This window comes from Alteromonas sp. ABM1_013, assembly GCF_056160505.1.
Genome location: NZ_JBSWXH010000006.1, coordinates 17556 through 36977 on the forward strand (window position 1 = coordinate 17556; position 19422 = coordinate 36977).

Sequence of the window (19422 nt, forward strand, 5' to 3'; positions counted from 1 at the left end):
TTTATTTATACAGCAAAATTTCATCATTCTTAGTGTTTGTCGGCGTACTTTAATGAAACTACATATTCTATCGGCCCTTATCGGCTTTCTTTGCCTTTCTCTTTCGGGTTGTTCCACAACAACACTCGCTTATTACAATACGCTTAAACTTGCTTTTAAAGACCGCACGGTAACTTACACCGTTGAAGAAATTGCAGCGAGTAAGGCGGATATTATGCAAATTAAAGCGGGGGAGCGAGACGCAGCCTCTCTTGCATTAGCCTATATTGACGGTGATAAGTATAAATGGGTGTCGGGTGATAGAGTCATCTTCACCATGCATCACGGCATAATTGTTAAAACTGAAGGTTTAGATAACGACCTCTTTTATACAGGAAATTTGCAGCATAATCCGTTAGCCACCAACGATGTTTTGCCTTTTAGCTGGAAGCGTAAAGTGGATATCGACGCAATTGGCTATGGTGTTCCAGTAGACTCTTCATGGCGAATTGTGGGCGAGGAAACCCACGAATACCTAGGCTTTACTGTGCCCCTTATTAAAGTCGTAGAAACCGTAGACTTTTCAGAATATACCCCGTTTATTGACGTGGGTCTGTCGTGGGAAAATACCTACTTCTTGCACAAACATACGAAAGAACTGATGGCCACAAAGCAACAGTTCAGCCCTAAGGGAGACGTGTACGACATGGTTTATCTAAGCCGTGTAGTACGTGAGATGAACAAACAAGGAGTAACGCAATAATGAAGTTTATTTCTACGCTTTTTATTGCCTTAGGTCTTATTACATCTACTAGTTTATATGCCAATGACGGGCTTGTAAGCGTTATGGTGAACAAGCAAACTTATCAGTTCGACCGACCAATCAGGTTATCAAGTGTGTTGTCTATAGTGGCTGATAATGGCGATTGGTATTGGCCTACAGCTTCTGCATTTGATTTAACCAATCCAACAGCTGAAAGAGAAAAAGAAATAGCGCTGTCTCAAATAAGAGAACTGCTGGCTAGCTTTGATAAAGACTCAGACACTCACAAAGCGCTACAGAATTTGTTTGAACAAGTGTCATCATGGACAGTGTCAACGCGCATTAATATGCCTATCTCTTACAACCGAGCTAGGTTGTTCTTCGAAGACAACCCTATGTTCCAGCCGGGTAAATATTGGATCCGTTTGAATGGGCGCCCTAACGTAGTGCATTTCTCGGGCGCGGTAATAAAGCCAGGCGCTTATCAACATCAAAGCGATACCTCAATTTATACGGCGGCTCATACGGTTAAAAAGGCGGTAGACGCCGACAGAAGCGTTGTTTACGTCATTGACCCCGTGGGCAATATAGAAGAGAAGGGTATTGCTTACTGGAATTTAGATTTTGCTCAGCTTATGCCGGGTAGCCAGGTTTACGTGCCTATTTCTTCAGAGCTTTTCAGCAATAAGCTTAAGCAATTAAATGAGCGGGTTGCCGCGTTAGCTGTACATAGGGTCTTACCTCAATGAGTGCGCCAATATTTAAGAAAAAAGTATCTAAGAAAAAAACACTCGCGCTGGTAATTGGCAGCGCATTGTCTTCTGCCACGCTTGCTGATACTCAACTTCGGGTTACGCCTTCGCAGATGGTTCAAGGTGGTAACGGGCTGATCCAAACGCCAACCGCGCGTATGCGCGACGAAGGCGGAATGGCCATTAACTATACCGATAATGGTGAATATCGTTTTTGGTCAGTTAATATCCAGCTTTATGATTGGATGGAAGCGACCGCTCGCTATACCGATGTACGTACACGTTTATATAGCCAAGTTGAATCATTCAGTGGCGACCAAACCTTAAAAGATAAGGGCCTAGACGTTAAATTCAGGCTATGGAAAGAAAGTTATTACCTACCAGATATTAGCGTTGGTTTTAGAGACTTCGGTGGCACAGGCTTCTTCGAAAGCGAATACGTAAACGCCAGTAAATCGGTGGGGCCGTTTGATTTCCATTTAGGCTTAGGCTGGGGATATTTAGGAACAGCTGACGATATCACTAACCCATTTTGTGAGGTTAGAGACAGCTTTTGTGAACGCCCTGGCGGGTTCTCAGGCCGTGGTGGTAAGGTCGATTACGATCAATTTTTTAAAGGTACCACTGCCTTCTTTGGTGGCGTAGAGTACCAAACGCCGTGGGAACCTTTAACGCTAAAGCTAGAGTTTGAAGGGAACGATTACTCACGTGACAGAGCCGGTCAGTTAGAGCAAGATTCTCGCTGGAATGTAGGCGCGGTATATCGCTACAAAGACTTTGATTTCTCGTTAAATTACCAACGTGGAAATACCATTGGTTTTGGCGTGACATATCGCTTCAACATGAACACAGCATCACAGATCAAATTTGACGATGCGCCGCGAAACTTAATGGGAAGAAATGCGCCATCCAATATTAAAGATGTAAATAAATCACGTCTTTATAACGATCTTTATAACTCAGGTGGTTTCCTCTTATCCGATGCTGAAATTAAAGAAGATAGCGCGACCTTCTACGGAACGCAGGTCAAATACCGCGACCAAGATGAAGCTATCGAGCGGGTAGGTCGTGTTGCGGCTTCAGAGCTTCCAGATAGCGTTAAAACCTATCATATGGTAGATAATCGCGGTGGCCTTCCACTGGTCGATACTCAAATAGACGCCGAAGCCTTTATCTCAGCAGCGCGATACGAATCGGTCGATGCCGATATAACGGAAACTTACGTGAGAACATCGCCTTCTGAAGAAATAAAAGAAGCATACCACCCTGAAAATACCTCTGGTTTCTTCTACAGTGCTGACTTCTTTTTCACCCAGTCATTTGGTAACCCAGAAGACTTCTACCTTTATCAAACTGGGCTATTACTCAACGGTGGCTATGCGTTTAATGAAAACTTCTCGGTGGTGAGTAGTGCACGAGTGACGCTTCTTGATAACTTCGACAAGTTTAATTACCTCGTAGATGGTGAAGACGTGTCTTTACCTCGCGTACGTACCCGGGTACGTGAATATGTGTCTGAAAATGATGTATGGTTAGATACCGCGTTTTTACATTACAAAGACGATATCGCTGACGACCTTTATGCTCAAGCATACGCAGGTTATCTAGAAACCATGTTTGCTGGTGTAGGTGGTGAAATTCTTTATCGCCCTGTCGATAGTAATGTCGCCTACGGCATCGATATCAACTACGTTAAGCAGCGTGATCCTTACAGCCAAACAGGCTTAGAGGATTACGATACGATAACCGGCCATGCAAGTGTCTATTGGCAGCCTGAATTCCTAGATGATACACAAATTACTGTTAGTGCGGGTCAATTCTTGGCGAAAGATAAAGGCGTGAATATTGATTACGCCAAGCGCTTTGATAGCGGCATTATAGTAGGTGCTTACGCTGCCTTTACTGATGTATCGTCAGAAGAATATGGAGAGGGAAGTTTTACTAAAGGCTTCTATATTTCCATTCCTACCGATTTGTTCTTGCTAGAGCCGTCGAAAGGGCGAGGATTATTCCCTTGGGTACCAATCTCTCGTGACGGTGGGCAAATGTTACGCCGACCTTCAAGATTGATAGATTTAACTGAAGTTAGGTCGCCTTTTTTTGACTAAATAGAAAAGCGCCACGTGAATGTGGCGTTTTTTTTGCCCGTAGATATTTCAATTTAACTATGAAATTAAAGCGTAGATTGGGTATTTATTCGTAGCTTAACTGCGAAGAGAAAAGTACAATACAGGCCGTGAAAAATGAGTGCTGGTGGTATTTTGTGCAAAAATAGTACGTAAAAGTAACCTTTTTGTACTTTCTTATTGAAATGATCCTGCCTTTGCTGTATAAAATGCGCCCTCTAATTTATAGTAATACGTCATTTGACCCAACCACTGTTTGAGCGCTTGGGATTAACTGACGCGACAGTTATCGTTGTTCTGGAGACAAATACAATGTCAAGAGTATGCCAAGTAACAGGTAAGCGTCCAACGGTTGGTAATAACCGTTCACACGCACGAAATGCGACTCGTCGTCGCTTTTTACCAAACCTTCAAACACACCGTTTTTGGGTTGAGAGCGAAAGCCGTTTTGTAAAACTACGTTTGTCTGCTAAAGGCATGCGTATCATCGATAAGAAAGGTATTGATTCAGTACTAACTGACATCCGTGCCCGTGGTGAGAAAATCTAAGGAAGCCGACAATGCGTGATAAAATTAAACTAGTTTCTTCAGCAGGTACAGGTTTCTTCTACACCACTGATAAAAACAAGCGTAACATGCCTGGCAAAATGGAGATCAAAAAGTATGATCCCGTTGTGCGTAAGCACGTTATGTTCAAAGAGGCCAAAATCAAGTAATTAGCTTGCTTTTGTCTCCACGAAAACCCAGCCTTTGCTGGGTTTTTTGCTTTTTTAACTCTAGCAATTGTTCGTATATCCCTCAGATCTCAGCGAGATCGCAACGTAGCGCACAAATGATCCCAAATAATTCATAGGTCAATAATGGCCTTGTCTATATCAGATCAGACGTTGCCATCAGCCTGAAAAAAGTTTGCTTCTAAAAGTTCAAGACACATAAAGCTCAGCACCAAACGCTAAGCAGCTCATGGTTTATGTAAACAAACGCCCATACATTTTCAAAGCCATCTAAAAATATTGAGTTAGCTTATAAGAGAGTGAGGTATTACTATATTCCGGTATTTATAGTCGACCACTTTACAGGAACAACGCGTGGCAAGAATTTCTCAGCGGGCAATGAACAACGTCGTTATCATTGCGATGCTTATTATGATTGCACTGTTTAACTTAGACAGTTTGCTACCGAAGAAAAATACGATACAAACACTTAGTTTGTTACCTGAAGATGCTTACGTGCTAAAGATTGAGCATGATAACAACAGCCTGGAACGTGTTGGGCAACAATGGCGTCAAAAAGGTCTTAACACCAGCCTCGCAGTAAAACCTGATGAGCAGTTTTCACATTGGCAAAGAGCTATGTTGAATCCAGCAACTGAAGTGCCTGAATCGGTCTTGAATACGCAGCCGTTTATTGTAGTGGTGTGGCTGGCGGGTAATAGCGACGGCAAGGTTTACGCTATTTATCCTAATACATCACCGGTAGTGATCAAATTCGAAAATAACTGGTACACATTAACCAATACCGACCTTGATAAATTATTACCCTGGACACTATAAATGCCTGAATTACCAGAAGTTGAAGTAAGCCGGTTGGGCGTATCACCTCATCTAATCGGCAATACCATTACTCAAGTGGTGGTAAGAGAACGTAGAATGCGCTGGCCCATACCAGAGGAAGTCTCACTGGTTGAGGGACAAAAGGTAATAGCGGTAAAGCGTAGGGCGAAATATCTGCTAATTGAAACTGCTACAGGTACACTGGTTTTACATCTAGGTATGTCAGGTAAACTGCGGGTTATTGACGCAAGTACACCCGTTGTGAAACACGACCACGTGGACATTGTTTTAAATACTGGTAAGTGTTTGCGTTTAAACGACCCTAGACGCTTTGGGGCGGTTTTATTTCAGGCGCCCAATACACAACAATCAATGTTCGACAACTTGGGCCCTGAACCTCTTACAGACGACTTTGACGATAAACGTTTGTTCAGTTTATCGCGCAACCGCAAAGGTCCGGTAAAGAACTTCATAATGGATAACGCTATCGTTGTGGGTGTAGGCAATATCTATGCAAACGAAGCCTTGTTTCTAGCAGGCATCGACCCGAGAAGAGCCGCGGGCAATATTAGCGCCGCTCGTTACAAGTCACTTACTGCAACAATAAAGCAAGTGCTCGCTAAAGCTATCGAGCAGGGCGGCACTACGCTCAAAGACTTTGCACAAACCGATGGTACGCCAGGCTACTTTGCACAGCATTTAAATGTGTATGGAAGAAAAGGTGAGCCTTGCGAAGTGTGTGGCAAAGCCATTGAAAGCAAGGTAATAGGACAGCGAAACACCTTTTTCTGTACACGCTGCCAACGCTAATAGCTAAAAAAGAGTCATAGCCAAAAAAGAGTCACAACTAGAAAGGTTTACAGCTAGAAGGATAGCTTAAAGCAACACAATACTGTAAACAGGCTGTACTGAACAACGCCGGTTTACCTAGCTCTTTTTACCTAGCCTGTCTCTTAACGCTTGCTCTACTACGGGGTGGCAAAAACCACCTACGGCCCCGCGATGCAAGGCTACTTCTTTCACTAGAGTAGAAGAAATAAACGAGTTCTCTTCAGCTGGAGTTAGAAATACGCTTTCAAGCTTCGGGTTTAGGCGTCGATTCATATTGGCCAGCTGGAATTCGTATTCGAAATCCGATACCGCGCGTAAACCCCGAATCAAAATAGTCGCGTTTTGTTCATCCGCAAAGTCCGCTAGTAGACCAGTAAATCCTACTACTTCAACATTAGGCAGATCGGCAGTAACTTTCTTTATCATTTCTACCCGTTCCTCTAATGTAAAAAGCGGCTTTTTACTGGGGTTAGACGCGATAGCCACGATAACGTGAGAGAATAGCTGAGATGCTCGCTCAATAAGGTCTGCATGACCGTTAGTAATTGGGTCGAAAGTACCTGGGTAAAGTGCTCTAGTGTGCATAAATTGAATCTTATTGTCGTATAGGGTTTATAGGTTCAACTGGGCTACTGTACCACATTAACGAGTAATGCTAAGTACTGCTGCGATTATGTTTATTATTTGCGGTTTTTAACGCTTCACCAATTCGTTATAGCCATCTAAGCACGCCGTCCAATCGTCTTCTTTCCAGTGAAATATCGGGTTTTTGCCTTGCTCTTTATGCAAAGAGCGCAATAGACGATCTAGGTTACTTTGTTTCCAGCTATCCCCTTTACGTTTCGAGCAGCGGTCAAAGTCGATTAGCCAAATTTGCTTATCGCTATCAATCATAATATTTCGAACATTCGCATCGTGATGATAAACCTGGCAATTGTGCATTCGAGCCAGCGCTCGCCCCACTTCCTGCCACTCGTTTTTTGATAGTGGCTGCTGGCACAAAACGTGGTGCAGGTCTTGGCTATTAGGAATGTTAAGGGTGATAATATCGCCGCGATAAATCAAGCCTCTGCGGTGGATACGTGCAGCGACAGGAATAGGTACCAAAAGACCTTCACCTCGCATGTATTCGAGCAATGCGAATTCTTCGAAAGGTCTAGAACGTTCAATACCATTAAAAAAGTATTGGTCACTAAGTACCTTGCCTACCAGTCCGCCACGCATAAAGCGCCGTAAAACCCAGTGTTGACCTTCATGCTCAATGAAGATCGTTGTACCACGCCCCTTGGCTTGGCCTGTTATCTTGTTTTGTAGCTGCCAAAACTCAGGGCTAAACATTTCTGTATTAGGCTGACTGACTAAGGTGTTGTCGAAAATAAAGTGGTGCCCAGCACCTATGTCTCGTCGCATTGTCGCCATGTTGCCCACAACTTATGGTAAATTTCATATTCTAATGATTTATTTTGGTTTTTCAGCAACGAGAGAGCTTCTGTGGGAAAAAAGATTTGTTTAATGCGCTTATCGGCCATTGGGGATGTGTGTCATGCCGTTGCTATGGTTACTCGAATTCAATCACAGTGGAACGATGCTGAAATTACGTGGGTAATAGGGAAAGTGGAGTATCAGCTTGTGAAGCTGATGCCAAACGTACGGTTCATTATTTTTGATAAATCAAAAGGGAAAGCTGCAGTGGAGTCGCTAAAAGCGGAAGTGGCCGGTGAAACCTTTGATGCTTTATTAATGATGCAGGTGGCATTACGGGCAAACTTAGCTTCGCGAGTGATTAAAGCAAAACAGCGCATAGGTTTTGACTGGGCGCGAAGTAAGGAGCTGCACTGGTTGTTTGCCAATAAAAGGGTGGCTGCCACAAAGCACGCTCATGTGCTTAAAGGTTTTATGGATTTTGCCGATGCATTGGGCGTACCTGAGCCAAAAGCTGTTTCTTGGAGTATTCCTGTTGCATCAGAAGATGAAAAGTGGGGAGAAGAACAAGCTAAAACCTTGGGTAAATATGTCGTTATTTCACCAGCGGCAAGTAAGGCTGAAAGAAATTGGTTGCCGCAACGATACGCAAGTATTGCTGACTATATCCAAGAGGCCGGTGTCACCGTGATATTATGTGGCGGTCCAGGAGATTTAGACCGCAAAACTGCTGATGCAATTAAAGCGAGTGTGAAATATCCGCTTAAAGACTTTACTGGGCAAACAACATTGCATCAGCTGCTTATGTTACTAAAGCATGCTCACCTAGTTATTGCACCAGATACTGGGCCTGCTCACATGGCAACGACCGTGGGCACGCCTGTTATTGGGCTATACGCACATTCTAATCCACGTAGAACAGGGCCTTACAACAATCTTGAAAGATTGGTGTCGGTTTATGATGAATGCATAGAAGAGCAAAAGGGTAAACCTTGGAGCGCCTTACCGTGGGGAACGCGAGCCAAAGGGAGCCAGTTAATGGAAAAAATTACCGTAGACATGGTTAAGCAAAAAGTTGCGCCGTTCCTCGTTTAATTTTTTTTATCGTAAGGTAAAACTACCAACTATTATCTACACTTAGCGTTGTGCTGTGTACTTCTGTTGAACAGGGAGTCGTTACTTAATGAAAAAGCCCGCTTTGCGATGGCTGTCCGAGATTCATTCTTTTGCTGCATTTAGAAAAGTACTGCTAACACTAGCAGTGCTATTCATGTGCTTGCCTAAAGTAAATGCATCGGAACTTAACGTCATGGTGAACGAAAGTGTAATGGTTGAAGAACTTAGTCGCTCCGAACTTCGTCAGATCTTTACAGGGCAGCGCCAGTATTGGGAAAATGGCACTAAAATTACCGTTTTCGTACTGCAAGACAGCGACGAGCTACACCGTCAATTTTGCCGCGATATTCTTCAAATGTTCCCTTATCAGCTGTCTCGTCTTTGGGATCAAATTACCTATTCTGGCCAAGGTATCACCCCTATCAGAGTAACCTCTTATCAAGCGCTAGTGGATGCATTGGAAAACACGGTAGGTTCTATCGGTTATGTTGAGCGGACCGATATCGTCAAGCTTAGACGCGTTGAGGTAGATTTAAAATGAAAATATACATCGCTTTAGCGCTTGGGCTATTTAGCTCGCATGTTATTAGCGCCCAATCAGATTTTACATGGCATGGTTATGTTTCACAGGGCTTGACCCAGTCGAAAGACAGTAGTTTTATTACTGACGATAATAACGTGACGGGTGAACTCACCGAAATCGGTTTAAACGGTTATTATCAGCTTGCTGAAAACATATCCATAGCAGGCCAAATAAACTATCTAGAGGGTGGGAATCGCTTCGAGCAAGGTGCTCGCCTCGATTATTTATTTGTTGACTGGAAACTACCTGACTTACCTGGCGGGTGGCAGGGCCAAATTCACGCAGGACGCTTTAAAAACATCCACTGGCTTTATTCATCAACCAGAGATGTCCCTCAAACGCGATATACGTCAGTACTGCCTCAGTCGGTATATTTTGACGGATTCCGCGATGTTGCTTTGGGCAGTAACGGAATACTAACCAGTTTCTCTCGCTATGGTAAAGAATTTACGTGGGAGCTTAACTGGAGCTATGGCCGCTCGAACATTAATGACTCTCAGCGCGATTTTCTCTTAGGCGATGCAGCTGAGGGCAAAATCAAACAAGATTTCGTGCATCAAGCTAGCGTATTTTTGCAGCCCTCATCAATGACGTGGAAGGTAGGCGCGAGTTGGCTTAATTCCGATTTCAGGTACACACCATCACAAGACGATAACCGTTTGTCAGGTGGAGCTAATGTTGAGCGCTTTATGCTGTCCGCCCAATATTTTGCTGAGAAGTGGGAAGTCACTGCAGAGATACTTCGTGAAAAACAAGACAGCCAAGGGTTATTTTCCCCTGACTTTGCCGAAAAACGCACCGGTGAAGGTGGTTTCGTTCAATTTAGATATTTGTTTAACAACGAAATCAGCGGTCTTATTGGCTACGATACCTACATCAACGATACCTCCGACAGTGACGGTAAAAAACTAGAGGCAAGTACTGGAGGGCTTATCCCTGCCTACTTCGGGTATCAAGATACTTATACGGTGGGGTTACGTTGGGACATCGCGCCCAAATGGCGATTACAGGGCGAATATCACTGGGTTGAAGGTGCAACGCGTGTGGTCAGCTTATTAAACCGTGATGTGGCATCCCACGCCGATAAGCATTGGGAAATGTGGTCAATACAATTGATGTATTGGTTTTAAGGGTAAAAGATGAAGGTTCAGGTATCTTTTACCACGAAAACCATCGCTATTTTACTGGCAATGGTTTTAACCGTTACTATCGTTATATCCACCGTGCTAATTCAAGAGTCTGAAGCACAGGTTGTGATGCAGCAGCGGGAAAGCCAAATTAGCAACCAGCGTAGGGTTCAGCTATTCGAAGACATACTCCATAGCCGTATGATCACCCTCATTGATATCATAAGCCGTAAAAATGGCGCGTATTCCAATAACCTTGATAATTTACATAATACGCTAGATGACCTAAGCGAATACCTAACGCTCAATTTTCAGGTAGAAACCCTTTACTTATTCGATGAAAACGGCGTTGTTGGAAAGCCTACTTACCCCGTTAACAGCACCATCAAGCGACTTGTAGATTCTACCCGGGCCTCATTTGAAAGTCGTTCGTTACTGGTCTGCGAAAGCGTATGCACTCATTACATTTCTATACCTATAATGGCATCAAGCGAAAAAGTGCCGGTTATTGTCGTGTCGACTTCCATGCGAGAGTTACTGTATTTATTTAGCCGCGCCACCGATGTATATAAAGTCGCGGTTGTTCAGGTAGATGAATCACAGGTTGAAAAACTTGCGTTAAAGGTAGCAAGTCAGGTTTCCGCTGCGAACAAACAATTTTTAAATTCGCTTATTAAGGCATTGCCTGAAAACTGGCGTGTTGACGACCTCGTAATAAAAGGGGTAAACGTAGAGTTAGAAAACCAGCAGCTTCTGGTTAGCCTTTTGCCTTTTGACCATGCGGCAGGCGATCATCCTTATTTGCTTATCGTTCAAGATGTCTCAGCAATGATACGTCAGAACGAGCAATATCAGTACGTGGTTATTTCAAGCGCTATCGCATTATTTCTTCTTTTTTCTTCGTTGCTCTATCTTTTCTTAAATCAATATCGCACAAGGCTTTTAGACATAAGCGAGCGTCTGCCGATGTTGGCTGAACATAAGTTTAGCGAATTCTATACGGTCGCAGCTAAGCGTCGAAAGCAGCCGGTATTTAAGCTAACCGACGAACTCGATGTGGTTGAGGAAGCGGCGAACGATTTAGCGCGCCAGCTAGAAAGCTTTGACGGACAAATGGCAATTAACACCGCTAAGTTAGAAAAAATGGCCATGTTCGACGTGCTGACAGGCCTACCCAACCGCAACATGTTGACCTTTCAGATTGAAAAACAACTGGCCAGCTCAATTCGAGATGACAGGCTAGTAGCGCTCATGTTTATGGATTTAGATGACTTTAAAAAAGTTAACGATAGCCATGGGCACGATGTCGGCGACAAGCTGCTTAAAGCTGCGGCAATGAGAATTTCCCGTCCTATTCGGGAGTCTGATATTGCATCGCGGTTTGGGGGCGATGAGTTTGTTATCTTACTGTCGAATATAGAGAGCAAAAAACATGTCGACACGGTCGCGCAAAAAATTATCGACGAGTTTCAAGAGCCCATTATTGTCGACGGCGTTACTTTTTATGTTTCAATCAGCATTGGTATTGCCATTACTAACCACTCACGCGCTACGCCGGTAGAGCTGCTGCGCCATGCCGATATAGCGATGTACGAAGCTAAGGCGAAAAAAGGTGCTGAGTTTAGGGTATATGACGCCACTATGAACCTTAAGGTAATGCAAAAGGTTGAATTGGAGTCTGAAGCCCGCGAAGCGCTAAGAGGCAATCAGTTTAGCCTTGCCTTGCAACCCCAAATAGACATGCACAGCGGTAAGCTCATGGGCTTTGAAGCACTATTACGCTGGTATCACCCTAAAAAAGGGCATATATCGCCAGGCGACTTTATTCCTCTACTTGAAAACACGTCATTTATGCTCGAGCTAGATTACTGGGTGATTACGCGTTCCACTCACTTAGTTAACGAGCTCAAAACCAGCGGCTACCCAGACATCAAAGTGGCAATTAACTTATCGGCCGGGCAGTTCCTCGACCCCAGTTTGCCTGAGTTTTTACAGCATCAAATTATTAAAAACGATATCGCTCCTGATCAAGTTTGCTTAGAGCTCACTGAAACCGTGTTGGTCTCTGATATCAAACGGGCCACGGGTGTAATGCAAACTATACGTGACATGGGGTGCATGTTAGCGATTGATGACTTTGGAACCGGCTATTCATCTTTAAGTTACTTAAAATCATTACCAGCCGACTTTATAAAAATAGATCGCTCTTTCGTTGCCAACATCGCCAGCAGTGCAGATGACAGAAACATCGTGCATTCCACCATATCCATGGTGCGTAATATGGGCATGCAGGTGGTAGCTGAAGGCATTGAAACCAATGAGCAATACGAATTGCTTTGTCATTTCGACTGCCATCAGGGCCAGGGCTATCTTATTAGCCGTCCTATACCTGAAGTAAACCTTTGGGACACATTAAGGGACAAAGTAGAAAACGGTTTTTGGAAAGACTTTGCCTAGGGCCTGTTGACCTTTGGTGTACGAATTTTGGTCTAAATGGAAGCCTTTTAATCGCGAAACAGTCCTGCAAGCCTAGCGGGCTAAGTTAAAGGACTGTGACAAAGAGTAAAAGGCTTCCATAACGACCCCTACGGGCAGCGCCTTTGTGCCATCTATACTGCGTTGAATGTTCTCGATTTAGAACCACTAAACCGTCAAACATTCGCCTTGTCTAGATGGCACACAGACCGCTGCAAAAATGTACAACAAAGGTCAACAGGCCCTAGCACTTAAAACAAATTAGCGTGATTTAAGCATTTTTTGTGAGTGTGCTGAATAATTTACAAACTTAGTCGACAAACCCATTAAATACAGCGCAAGGGTGTGTACCCTTTCATGCGCTTTCATTACACTAGCGGTTTTCATATACCCACACTTGGAGAATGGCATGTCTGCGGCATTTATTTCTCATTTGCAATCGCAAATTGAAGCCACGAAAGAAGATGGTTTGTACAAAAAAGAGCGTGTAATCACGTCCCAACAACAAGCGGATATTGGCGTTGCTGGTGGCGAGCACGTTATTAATTTTTGTGCTAACAACTACCTTGGCCTAGCAAATAATGAAAGCTTAATCGAAGCGGCGAAAGAAGGCTTAGATAGTCATGGCTTCGGCGTAGCATCTGTGCGATTCATTTGCGGAACGCAAGACATTCACAAGCAACTAGAAGCCTCTATCAGCGACTTTTTAGGTACAGAAGATACCATTCTTTATCCGTCTTGTTTCGATGCCAATGGCGGACTGTTTGAAACCCTTCTTGGACCAGAAGATGCCATTATTTCTGATGCATTAAACCATGCGAGTATCATTGACGGCGTGCGCTTGTGTAAAGCCAAACGTTACCGCTATGCCAATAACGACATGGCAGCGCTAGAAGAGCAATTAAAGCAAGCTGATGCCGACGGCGCGCGCTTTAAAATCATTGCTACCGATGGCGTATTTTCCATGGACGGCGTTATTGCCGACCTTGCTTCAATCTGCGACCTGGCCGACAAATACGGTGCCATGGTAATGGTTGATGACTGCCACGCAACGGGTTTCTTAGGTGAAAATGGTAAAGGTAGCCATGAATACTGCGGTGTAATGGGTCGTGTAGATATCATTACAGGTACTTTAGGCAAAGCCCTTGGCGGCGCGTCAGGCGGTTACACGTCAGGCAAAAAAGAAGTGGTTGAATGGCTACGTCAGCGCTCACGTCCTTACCTATTTTCTAACTCAGTCGCGCCACCTATTGTTTCAGCATCATTAAAAGTGTTTGAAATGATGAAAGAAGGCGATGAATTACGCGCTAATCTATGGCGAAATGCCAACCACTTCCGTAAGCGCATGGAAGACGCGGGTTTTACCCTTGCTGGTAAAGATCACGCTATTATTCCGGTAATGCTTGGCGATGCCCGCTTAGCCAGTGAAATGGCTGATAAACTGCTAGAAAAAGGCATTTACGTTATTGGCTTCTCTTACCCTGTTGTACCAAAAGGGCAAGCCCGAATTCGTACGCAAATGTCAGCAGGTCACAGCCTTGAACATGTAGATAAAGCCATCGATGCGTTTATCGAAGTAGGCCGTGAAATGGGAGTGATTTCATGAAGTCGCTGGTAAAAGCAAAAGCGGAAAAAGGCATTTGGCTACAAGACACGCCAAAGCCTGAAGTAGGGCACAACGACCTACTGATTAAAATTCGCAAAACCGCGATTTGCGGTACTGATATGCATATCTACAACTGGGATGAGTGGTCGCAGAACACGATTCCCGTACCTATGGTGGTTGGTCACGAATACGTTGGCGAAGTAGTGGGTATGGGGCAAGAAGTAAAAGGCTTCGAAGTTGGTGACCGTGTTTCTGGTGAAGGTCATATCACCTGTGGTCACTGCCGCAACTGTCGCGCTGGTCGCGTACACTTGTGCCGTAACACTGAGGGTGTGGGTGTAAACCGCCCTGGTGCTTTCGCAGAGTACTTGGTAATTCCAGCATTCAACGCGTTTAAAATTCCAGACAATATCAGCGACGACCTCGCGTCTATTTTCGACCCGTTTGGTAATGCCGTTCACACCGCGCTAAGTTTCGACTTAGTAGGCGAAGATGTGCTTATTACAGGTGCTGGTCCTATAGGTATTATGGCGGCGGCGGTCGCAAAACATGTAGGTGCGCGACACGTTGTTGTTACCGACATTAATCCTTACCGTCTTGAACTGGCTAAAAAAATGGGTGCAACCCGTGCTGTTGATGTAAGTAAAGAAAACTTACAAGACGTTATGGACGAACTGGGCATGTCAGAGGGGTTCGATGTGGGCCTTGAGATGTCTGGTGTGCCAGTAGCCTTCAGAGACATGCTCGACAAGATGAATCACGGCGGCAAAGTGGCCATGCTGGGTATCCCTCCGCAAGATGTTGCTGTCGACTGGAACCAGGTCATTTTTAAAGGTCTGATCATAAAAGGTATCTATGGCCGAGAAATGTTCGAGACCTGGTACAAAATGGCGAGCTTACTACAAAGCGGCCTAGACCTTTCACCCATCATCACTCATACCTTTTCCGTTGATGACTTTCAGAAAGGGTTTGATACCATGGGGTCAGGACACTCAGGTAAAGTTATTTTGGACTGGCAATAATGACAACATTCTCACACATTAGCGTAAACGACGTGGCTAACTTCCAAGGCGACGTAACTATTGTGGATATTCGCGATCCTCAATCGTTTGCTAATGGCCATATGCCCAATGCGGCACCGCTTAACAACGACAACTTTGGGGCGTTTATTGACCAAACACCCAAAGATATTCCAGTTGTTGTGGTGTGTTACCACGGCGTAAGCAGCCAGCAGGCTGCGCAAGTGATTGCTCAGCAAGGCTTTGAGACCGTTTATAGTATGGACGGGGGCTTTGAAGCGTGGCGACAGGCGAACCCGGTAGTAACCGAATAGCGATTTTATAAAGGTGCACAATGTGCACCTTTATTTTATGTTTTGCAGGTCTTTCACTATTTCAGTATAAAGAGTCAATGACGAGAGCTAGGATTCCGCGCTCTTGCACATCTTTATCGCTTCACACTCTTTTTTGCTTTTGGGGTAACAACTAGCTTATGGGTCATCCTTTAATTGCGTTTAATCAGCAAAGTCCAGCGCACCTTCTTGCCAACTACTTAACCAGTCAGCATATCAACGCCAACGTAGTACAGCACGAAAAAGAGTTTGTGGTTGTGCTGGATAACAATGAGCATGTTGACCGCGCAAAAGTTATCGCAGAAGACTTTATAGCAAATCCAACCAACCCTAAATATCAGCAAGCGGCATGGGACAGTGGTAAGAACGTACAGCTAGCCCCATCAGGTAGCGGCTTTTCGTTAAGCAAAATAATCTCTGATGCCGTTAAAGCGCCGTTTACTTCTGTGGTATTTGTGCTGTGTGCTGCAGTTTACCTATTGTCTTTATTTGGGTTATTTGCCCCCATTGCACAGCACTTATTGATGCAGCCGTTTTCTGTCTTGGCACAAAATCACGAGTGGTGGCGGCTGCTGGGCCCGGCGTTCATTCATTTCTCGGCACTTCATATCATATTTAATTTACTGTGGTGGGGCATGCTGGGGGCCAAAATTGAACGTACTTTAGGTATCAGCATGCTGCTTATTGTATTTTTAGTATCAGCCACAATTTCAAATGCCGCACAGGCGCTATTTAGCGACCCTGTACAAGGCAACCTATTCTTATTTGGCGGCTTATCTGGTGTGGTATATGCCGTGATGGGTTTTGTGTGGTGGCTGGGCTGGCTGCGCCCAAGCTGGGGGCTGTCGTTACCAAACTCTATTGTAGGCTTTATGCTGGTTTGGTTGGTCATTGGCTATGCCGATATACTGTGGGTGAGCATGGCAAATGCTGCACATACCGCAGGGCTTATTTCAGGTTGCTTACTTGCCGCCATACTAAGCTTAGGTTCTGCTAAGCGTTAGTAGTTAGTCAGTGCAGGCCTTAGTTTGTATAAGTGCTAGCACGTGCAGGTATCACAACGAAAAGATAGGGAACAGTTAGCCGCACTTACTTAGATATTTGGCGTATTACACGCTAAGAAAAATACCGGTAAAACTGCTATAGAAACAAAAAAGCGAGCTCAGTATTGAAGCTCGCTTTTTCATTAGGTTAGGCTGCAGTTATTCTGCTTAAGCACCCTGATATAAGTACTTAGTAAAGATGACGTTCTTAATCACTTCACCACCGGTTTCTTGCTGCATATGCTCTTGAAGAGCTTTCAATATAGCGCGGCGAATATCTTCACGACCGGTTAGCGACTTTACTTTTTCTGCGGGCTGCTGTCCGAAAATCTCAATAGCGGTAGCGCGTAGTAGTGGCATATGGTGTTCAGCAATTTCCAGTTGATTCACATCGTTAATCATCAACTCTACCGACACGCGAACGTAACCCAGCTTCTGTGCGCTGTCGCTAATATAGTTGGTAACAATTTCTGGCTCTAAGCCCAAATAAGCATAGTTGGCTTTATCTTGTGCCAATGCTGAGCTGCAACCAAGAACAAAAAAGCTAACCGCTAATATACGTAAAATTAGTGACTTAAACATAGTGAAGCCTGAAACACCAAAATAATAAATTCACTTGGTAGTGTAGCAAATCTCTGATCAAACACACTACTGCAAAAGTTTAACCAAGTGAAAATATTCTCACATGACGTGTTATCATACTAACAGATTCATTATTCGGGCTTTTCGTGTGAGTTTTAATGCCACTTTTCCAGTGGGTTTGGCGGTTGACTGGCAAGCACCTTCTGGCATCACAATTCCAAATGCGCAGCTAAAAAATTGGCTTTTAGACACAGGGTCGTTGACCGAGCGGGTGCAATCACTAAGCGATCATTTTTCGCTGGAGCTTATTGGTCAGCGCACGCAAATACCTCACGACAACGAGCTGTCGTTACTACAGAATAACGGTAACACCAGCTATCAAGCCCGTGAAATTCTATTATGTGGCGATCACCAACCCTGGGTGTTTGCACGCTCTATTATCCCCCAAGCATTTGTAGACAGTGAGCTTTCTGACTTAGGTCGCGAGCCACTGGGAAAACGCTTATTTAACGACGCGCGGTTCACCCGTTCACAGTTCCAATTGTGTACTGCCCAAGCCGCCCAGTTTGGCATCAATAGTAACCAAACCTTGTGGGGAAGACGCTCGTTGTTTACGTTAGATAACTACAGCATGATAGTGGCAGAAGTTTTTCTTCCACATTCTCCGGCTTACGGTCAGTCAGCGACAAGCGAAAAGGAAAGCGAACAACAATTATGAAACACAATTGGAATGCATATGCGCGACTTATGCGCCTAGATAAACCCGTAGGTATTTATTTATTGTTGTGGCCTACATTGTGGGCACTGTTAATAGCGGCACAAGGTTTACCGTCTTTAGGCATTACGCTTATCTTTGTGGCTGGTGTAATTGTAATGCGTTCAGCGGGCTGCGTTATCAATGACTATGCTGACAGAAAGGTCGACGGACGCGTAAAGCGCACAACCCAGCGCCCCTTGGCAACTGGCGAAATTAAGCCTAAACAAGCGCTGCAGTTATTCAGCGCACTTATCGCCTTTGCATTTGTGTTAGTGCTTTTTCTTAACTGGCAAACTATCGCGTTATCTGTCGTAGCGCTTTTGCTCGCTGCAAGTTATCCCTTCATGAAGCGTTATACCCACTTGCCGCAGGTGGTATTAGGTGCGGCATTTGGCTGGGCTATACCTATGGCTTTCATGGCCGTGCTAGAAACTGTACCAACGTACGCTTGGTGGTTATTTATTGCTAACTTACTATGGACAGTAGCGTACGACACCATGTACGCCATGGTAGACCGCGACGACGATTTGCAAATAGGCGTTAAATCTACCGCTATATTGTTCGGTAAAAACGACGTGCTAATTGTGATGTTGTTGCAAGCCTGCGCGCTAGCAATTCTGTGGAGTATAGGCGTAACAATCAATGCGACATGGCCTTACTACACGGCCGTGCTGTTTTCTGCTTTGTTATGCGTGCGCCAATATCAACTTATTAAACGCCGCCAACGTGAAGGCTGTTTCACTGCGTTTATTGAAAACCACTACATTGGTTTAGCCATTACGCTTGGTACGGCGCTGCATTTTTGTTTGGTAAGGTAAAACTTACCAACAGCAAACTTCAACCTGTACCAACGTCCCCTTATAACTTATTTATAGCCAGTCTAAAGTATTCACTAGCTTATACAGGAACGCGCTTCAATCACTAAATGTTTTTAAAGCTGTACACAAATTGTGCTACTAAGTGTTATGCTTCAGGTGTCGAATGGAATCTATACGCATATATAAATTGAAGTGGTTCAAGAGGTGGGCGAGTAAGGAAGGTTTATCAGACAGCGTGCTAAAATTAGCAATTGCAGAAATGCAACAGGGATTAGTTGACGCCGATTTAGGTGCAAACGTGTATAAAAAGCGAGTACCTCTTTTGGGGCAAGGCAAAAGTGGAAGCTTAAGAACTCTCATAGCTTTTCAAGTGGATAATAAAGCCTTTTTTATTTACGGTTTTTCCAAAAGCACCCGCTCTAACATTAGTGTTAAAGAGATGAAGTCTTTAAAACTCTTAGCTAAAGAGCTACTGAACTACAGCGAGGAAAAGCTTAAGAAAGCTATTGATTCAGGTAGTATTGAAGAGGTGAGATAA

21 protein-coding genes are annotated in these 19422 nt (G+C 44.4%); 18 read left to right on the plus strand and 3 right to left on the minus strand.

All coding sequences use genetic code 11. The features are described 5' to 3' along the window. Nucleotides 1–52 precede the first annotated feature (52 nt). From ACXAGK_RS17275 to mutM, 7 genes are all read left to right on the plus strand, one after another. The gene (locus tag ACXAGK_RS17275; RefSeq protein ID WP_474857189.1) at nucleotides 53–742 is read left to right on the plus strand and encodes a YjbF family lipoprotein; all 690 of its coding nucleotides are present in this window, start codon (nucleotides 53–55) and stop codon (nucleotides 740–742) included. Then, nucleotides 742–1491, plus strand: coding sequence for a capsule biosynthesis GfcC family protein (locus ACXAGK_RS17280; protein ID WP_474857190.1), 750 nt, complete (start codon nucleotides 742–744; stop codon nucleotides 1489–1491). Before ACXAGK_RS17275 ends, ACXAGK_RS17280 begins: the two co-directional genes overlap by 1 nt. Beyond that, on the plus strand, nucleotides 1488–3602 hold the full coding sequence (locus ACXAGK_RS17285; protein ID WP_474857191.1) for a YjbH domain-containing protein: 2115 nt from the start codon (nucleotides 1488–1490) through the stop codon (nucleotides 3600–3602). The genes ACXAGK_RS17280 and ACXAGK_RS17285 overlap by 4 nt, the downstream gene beginning before the upstream one ends. A 330-nt stretch (nucleotides 3603–3932) precedes the next feature. Beyond that, nucleotides 3933–4169, plus strand: coding sequence for a 50S ribosomal protein L28 (gene rpmB / locus ACXAGK_RS17290; RefSeq protein ID WP_012516576.1), 237 nt, complete (start codon nucleotides 3933–3935; stop codon nucleotides 4167–4169). 11 nt (nucleotides 4170–4180) lie between these two features. After that, complete coding sequence (gene rpmG / locus ACXAGK_RS17295; RefSeq protein ID WP_012516577.1) at nucleotides 4181–4336, plus strand: 50S ribosomal protein L33; 156 nt, start codon at nucleotides 4181–4183, stop codon at nucleotides 4334–4336. A 372-nt stretch (nucleotides 4337–4708) separates the two neighbouring features. Further along, nucleotides 4709–5173, plus strand: a complete 465-nt coding sequence (locus ACXAGK_RS17300) for a hypothetical protein (protein ID WP_474857192.1) — start codon at nucleotides 4709–4711, stop codon at nucleotides 5171–5173. After that, nucleotides 5174–5983: a bifunctional DNA-formamidopyrimidine glycosylase/DNA-(apurinic or apyrimidinic site) lyase gene (gene mutM / locus ACXAGK_RS17305; RefSeq protein WP_474857193.1), complete on the plus strand. Its 810-nt coding sequence runs from the start codon at nucleotides 5174–5176 to the stop codon at nucleotides 5981–5983. A gap of 117 nt (nucleotides 5984–6100) precedes the next feature. On the opposite strand, the gene coaD is transcribed toward mutM, so the two are convergent. Beyond that, nucleotides 6101–6589 carry a pantetheine-phosphate adenylyltransferase gene (gene coaD / locus ACXAGK_RS17310; protein ID WP_039222500.1) on the minus strand — a complete coding sequence of 163 codons (489 nt, stop codon included), beginning with the start codon at nucleotides 6587–6589 and terminating at the stop codon, nucleotides 6101–6103. Nucleotides 6590–6697: 108 nt separating this feature from the next. Next, nucleotides 6698–7423 carry a 3-deoxy-D-manno-octulosonic acid kinase gene (locus ACXAGK_RS17315; RefSeq protein WP_474857194.1) on the minus strand — a complete coding sequence of 242 codons (726 nt, stop codon included), beginning with the start codon at nucleotides 7421–7423 and terminating at the stop codon, nucleotides 6698–6700. Between the two features lie 72 nt (nucleotides 7424–7495). On the opposite strand from ACXAGK_RS17315, the gene ACXAGK_RS17320 reads away from it, so the two are divergent. The 8 genes from ACXAGK_RS17320 to glpG all read left to right on the plus strand — a co-directional run bounded on the left by ACXAGK_RS17320 (nucleotide 7496) and on the right by glpG (nucleotide 16688). After that, nucleotides 7496–8521 (plus strand): glycosyltransferase family 9 protein, encoded by a 1026-nt coding sequence (locus tag ACXAGK_RS17320; RefSeq protein WP_474857195.1) that lies wholly within the window; start codon nucleotides 7496–7498, stop codon nucleotides 8519–8521. 88 nt (nucleotides 8522–8609) lie between these two features. Next, entirely contained in the window at nucleotides 8610–9083 is a 474-nt protein-coding gene (locus ACXAGK_RS17325) for a hypothetical protein (RefSeq protein WP_474803191.1), read from the plus strand. Further along, nucleotides 9080–10255: a hypothetical protein gene (locus ACXAGK_RS17330; protein ID WP_474857196.1), complete on the plus strand. Its 1176-nt coding sequence runs from the start codon at nucleotides 9080–9082 to the stop codon at nucleotides 10253–10255. Before ACXAGK_RS17325 ends, ACXAGK_RS17330 begins: the two co-directional genes overlap by 4 nt. A gap of 9 nt (nucleotides 10256–10264) precedes the next feature. Next, a complete protein-coding gene (locus ACXAGK_RS17335; protein ID WP_474857197.1) occupies nucleotides 10265–12709 on the plus strand; it encodes a bifunctional diguanylate cyclase/phosphodiesterase in 2445 nt (814 codons plus the stop codon). Between the two features lie 427 nt (nucleotides 12710–13136). After that, nucleotides 13137–14333: a glycine C-acetyltransferase gene (locus ACXAGK_RS17340; protein ID WP_474803182.1), complete on the plus strand. Its 1197-nt coding sequence runs from the start codon at nucleotides 13137–13139 to the stop codon at nucleotides 14331–14333. Beyond that, nucleotides 14330–15355 carry an L-threonine 3-dehydrogenase gene (gene tdh, locus ACXAGK_RS17345; protein WP_474857198.1) on the plus strand — a complete coding sequence of 342 codons (1026 nt, stop codon included), beginning with the start codon at nucleotides 14330–14332 and terminating at the stop codon, nucleotides 15353–15355. Before ACXAGK_RS17340 ends, tdh begins: the two co-directional genes overlap by 4 nt. Continuing rightward, nucleotides 15355–15666, plus strand: coding sequence for a thiosulfate sulfurtransferase GlpE (glpE, locus tag ACXAGK_RS17350; protein ID WP_118490912.1), 312 nt, complete (start codon nucleotides 15355–15357; stop codon nucleotides 15664–15666). Before tdh ends, glpE begins: the two co-directional genes overlap by 1 nt. A 158-nt stretch (nucleotides 15667–15824) precedes the next feature. Beyond that, nucleotides 15825–16688, plus strand: a complete 864-nt coding sequence (gene glpG / locus ACXAGK_RS17355) for a rhomboid family intramembrane serine protease GlpG (protein ID WP_474803176.1) — start codon at nucleotides 15825–15827, stop codon at nucleotides 16686–16688. Between the two features lie 207 nt (nucleotides 16689–16895). Here glpG and ACXAGK_RS17360 read toward each other — a convergent pair whose 3' ends face one another. Then, nucleotides 16896–17309: a flagellar basal body-associated protein FliL gene (locus ACXAGK_RS17360; RefSeq protein ID WP_474857199.1), complete on the minus strand. Its 414-nt coding sequence runs from the start codon at nucleotides 17307–17309 to the stop codon at nucleotides 16896–16898. 148 nt (nucleotides 17310–17457) lie between these two features. On the opposite strand from ACXAGK_RS17360, the gene ACXAGK_RS17365 reads away from it, so the two are divergent. From ACXAGK_RS17365 to ACXAGK_RS17375, 3 genes are all read left to right on the plus strand, one after another. Then, nucleotides 17458–18027 carry a chorismate--pyruvate lyase family protein gene (locus tag ACXAGK_RS17365; RefSeq protein WP_474857200.1) on the plus strand — a complete coding sequence of 190 codons (570 nt, stop codon included), beginning with the start codon at nucleotides 17458–17460 and terminating at the stop codon, nucleotides 18025–18027. Continuing rightward, complete coding sequence (ubiA, locus tag ACXAGK_RS17370) at nucleotides 18024–18884, plus strand: 4-hydroxybenzoate octaprenyltransferase (protein ID WP_474857201.1); 861 nt, start codon at nucleotides 18024–18026, stop codon at nucleotides 18882–18884. Before ACXAGK_RS17365 ends, ubiA begins: the two co-directional genes overlap by 4 nt. Nucleotides 18885–19047: 163 nt before the next feature. Beyond that, nucleotides 19048–19422 carry a type II toxin-antitoxin system RelE/ParE family toxin gene (locus ACXAGK_RS17375; protein WP_474857202.1) on the plus strand — a complete coding sequence of 125 codons (375 nt, stop codon included), beginning with the start codon at nucleotides 19048–19050 and terminating at the stop codon, nucleotides 19420–19422.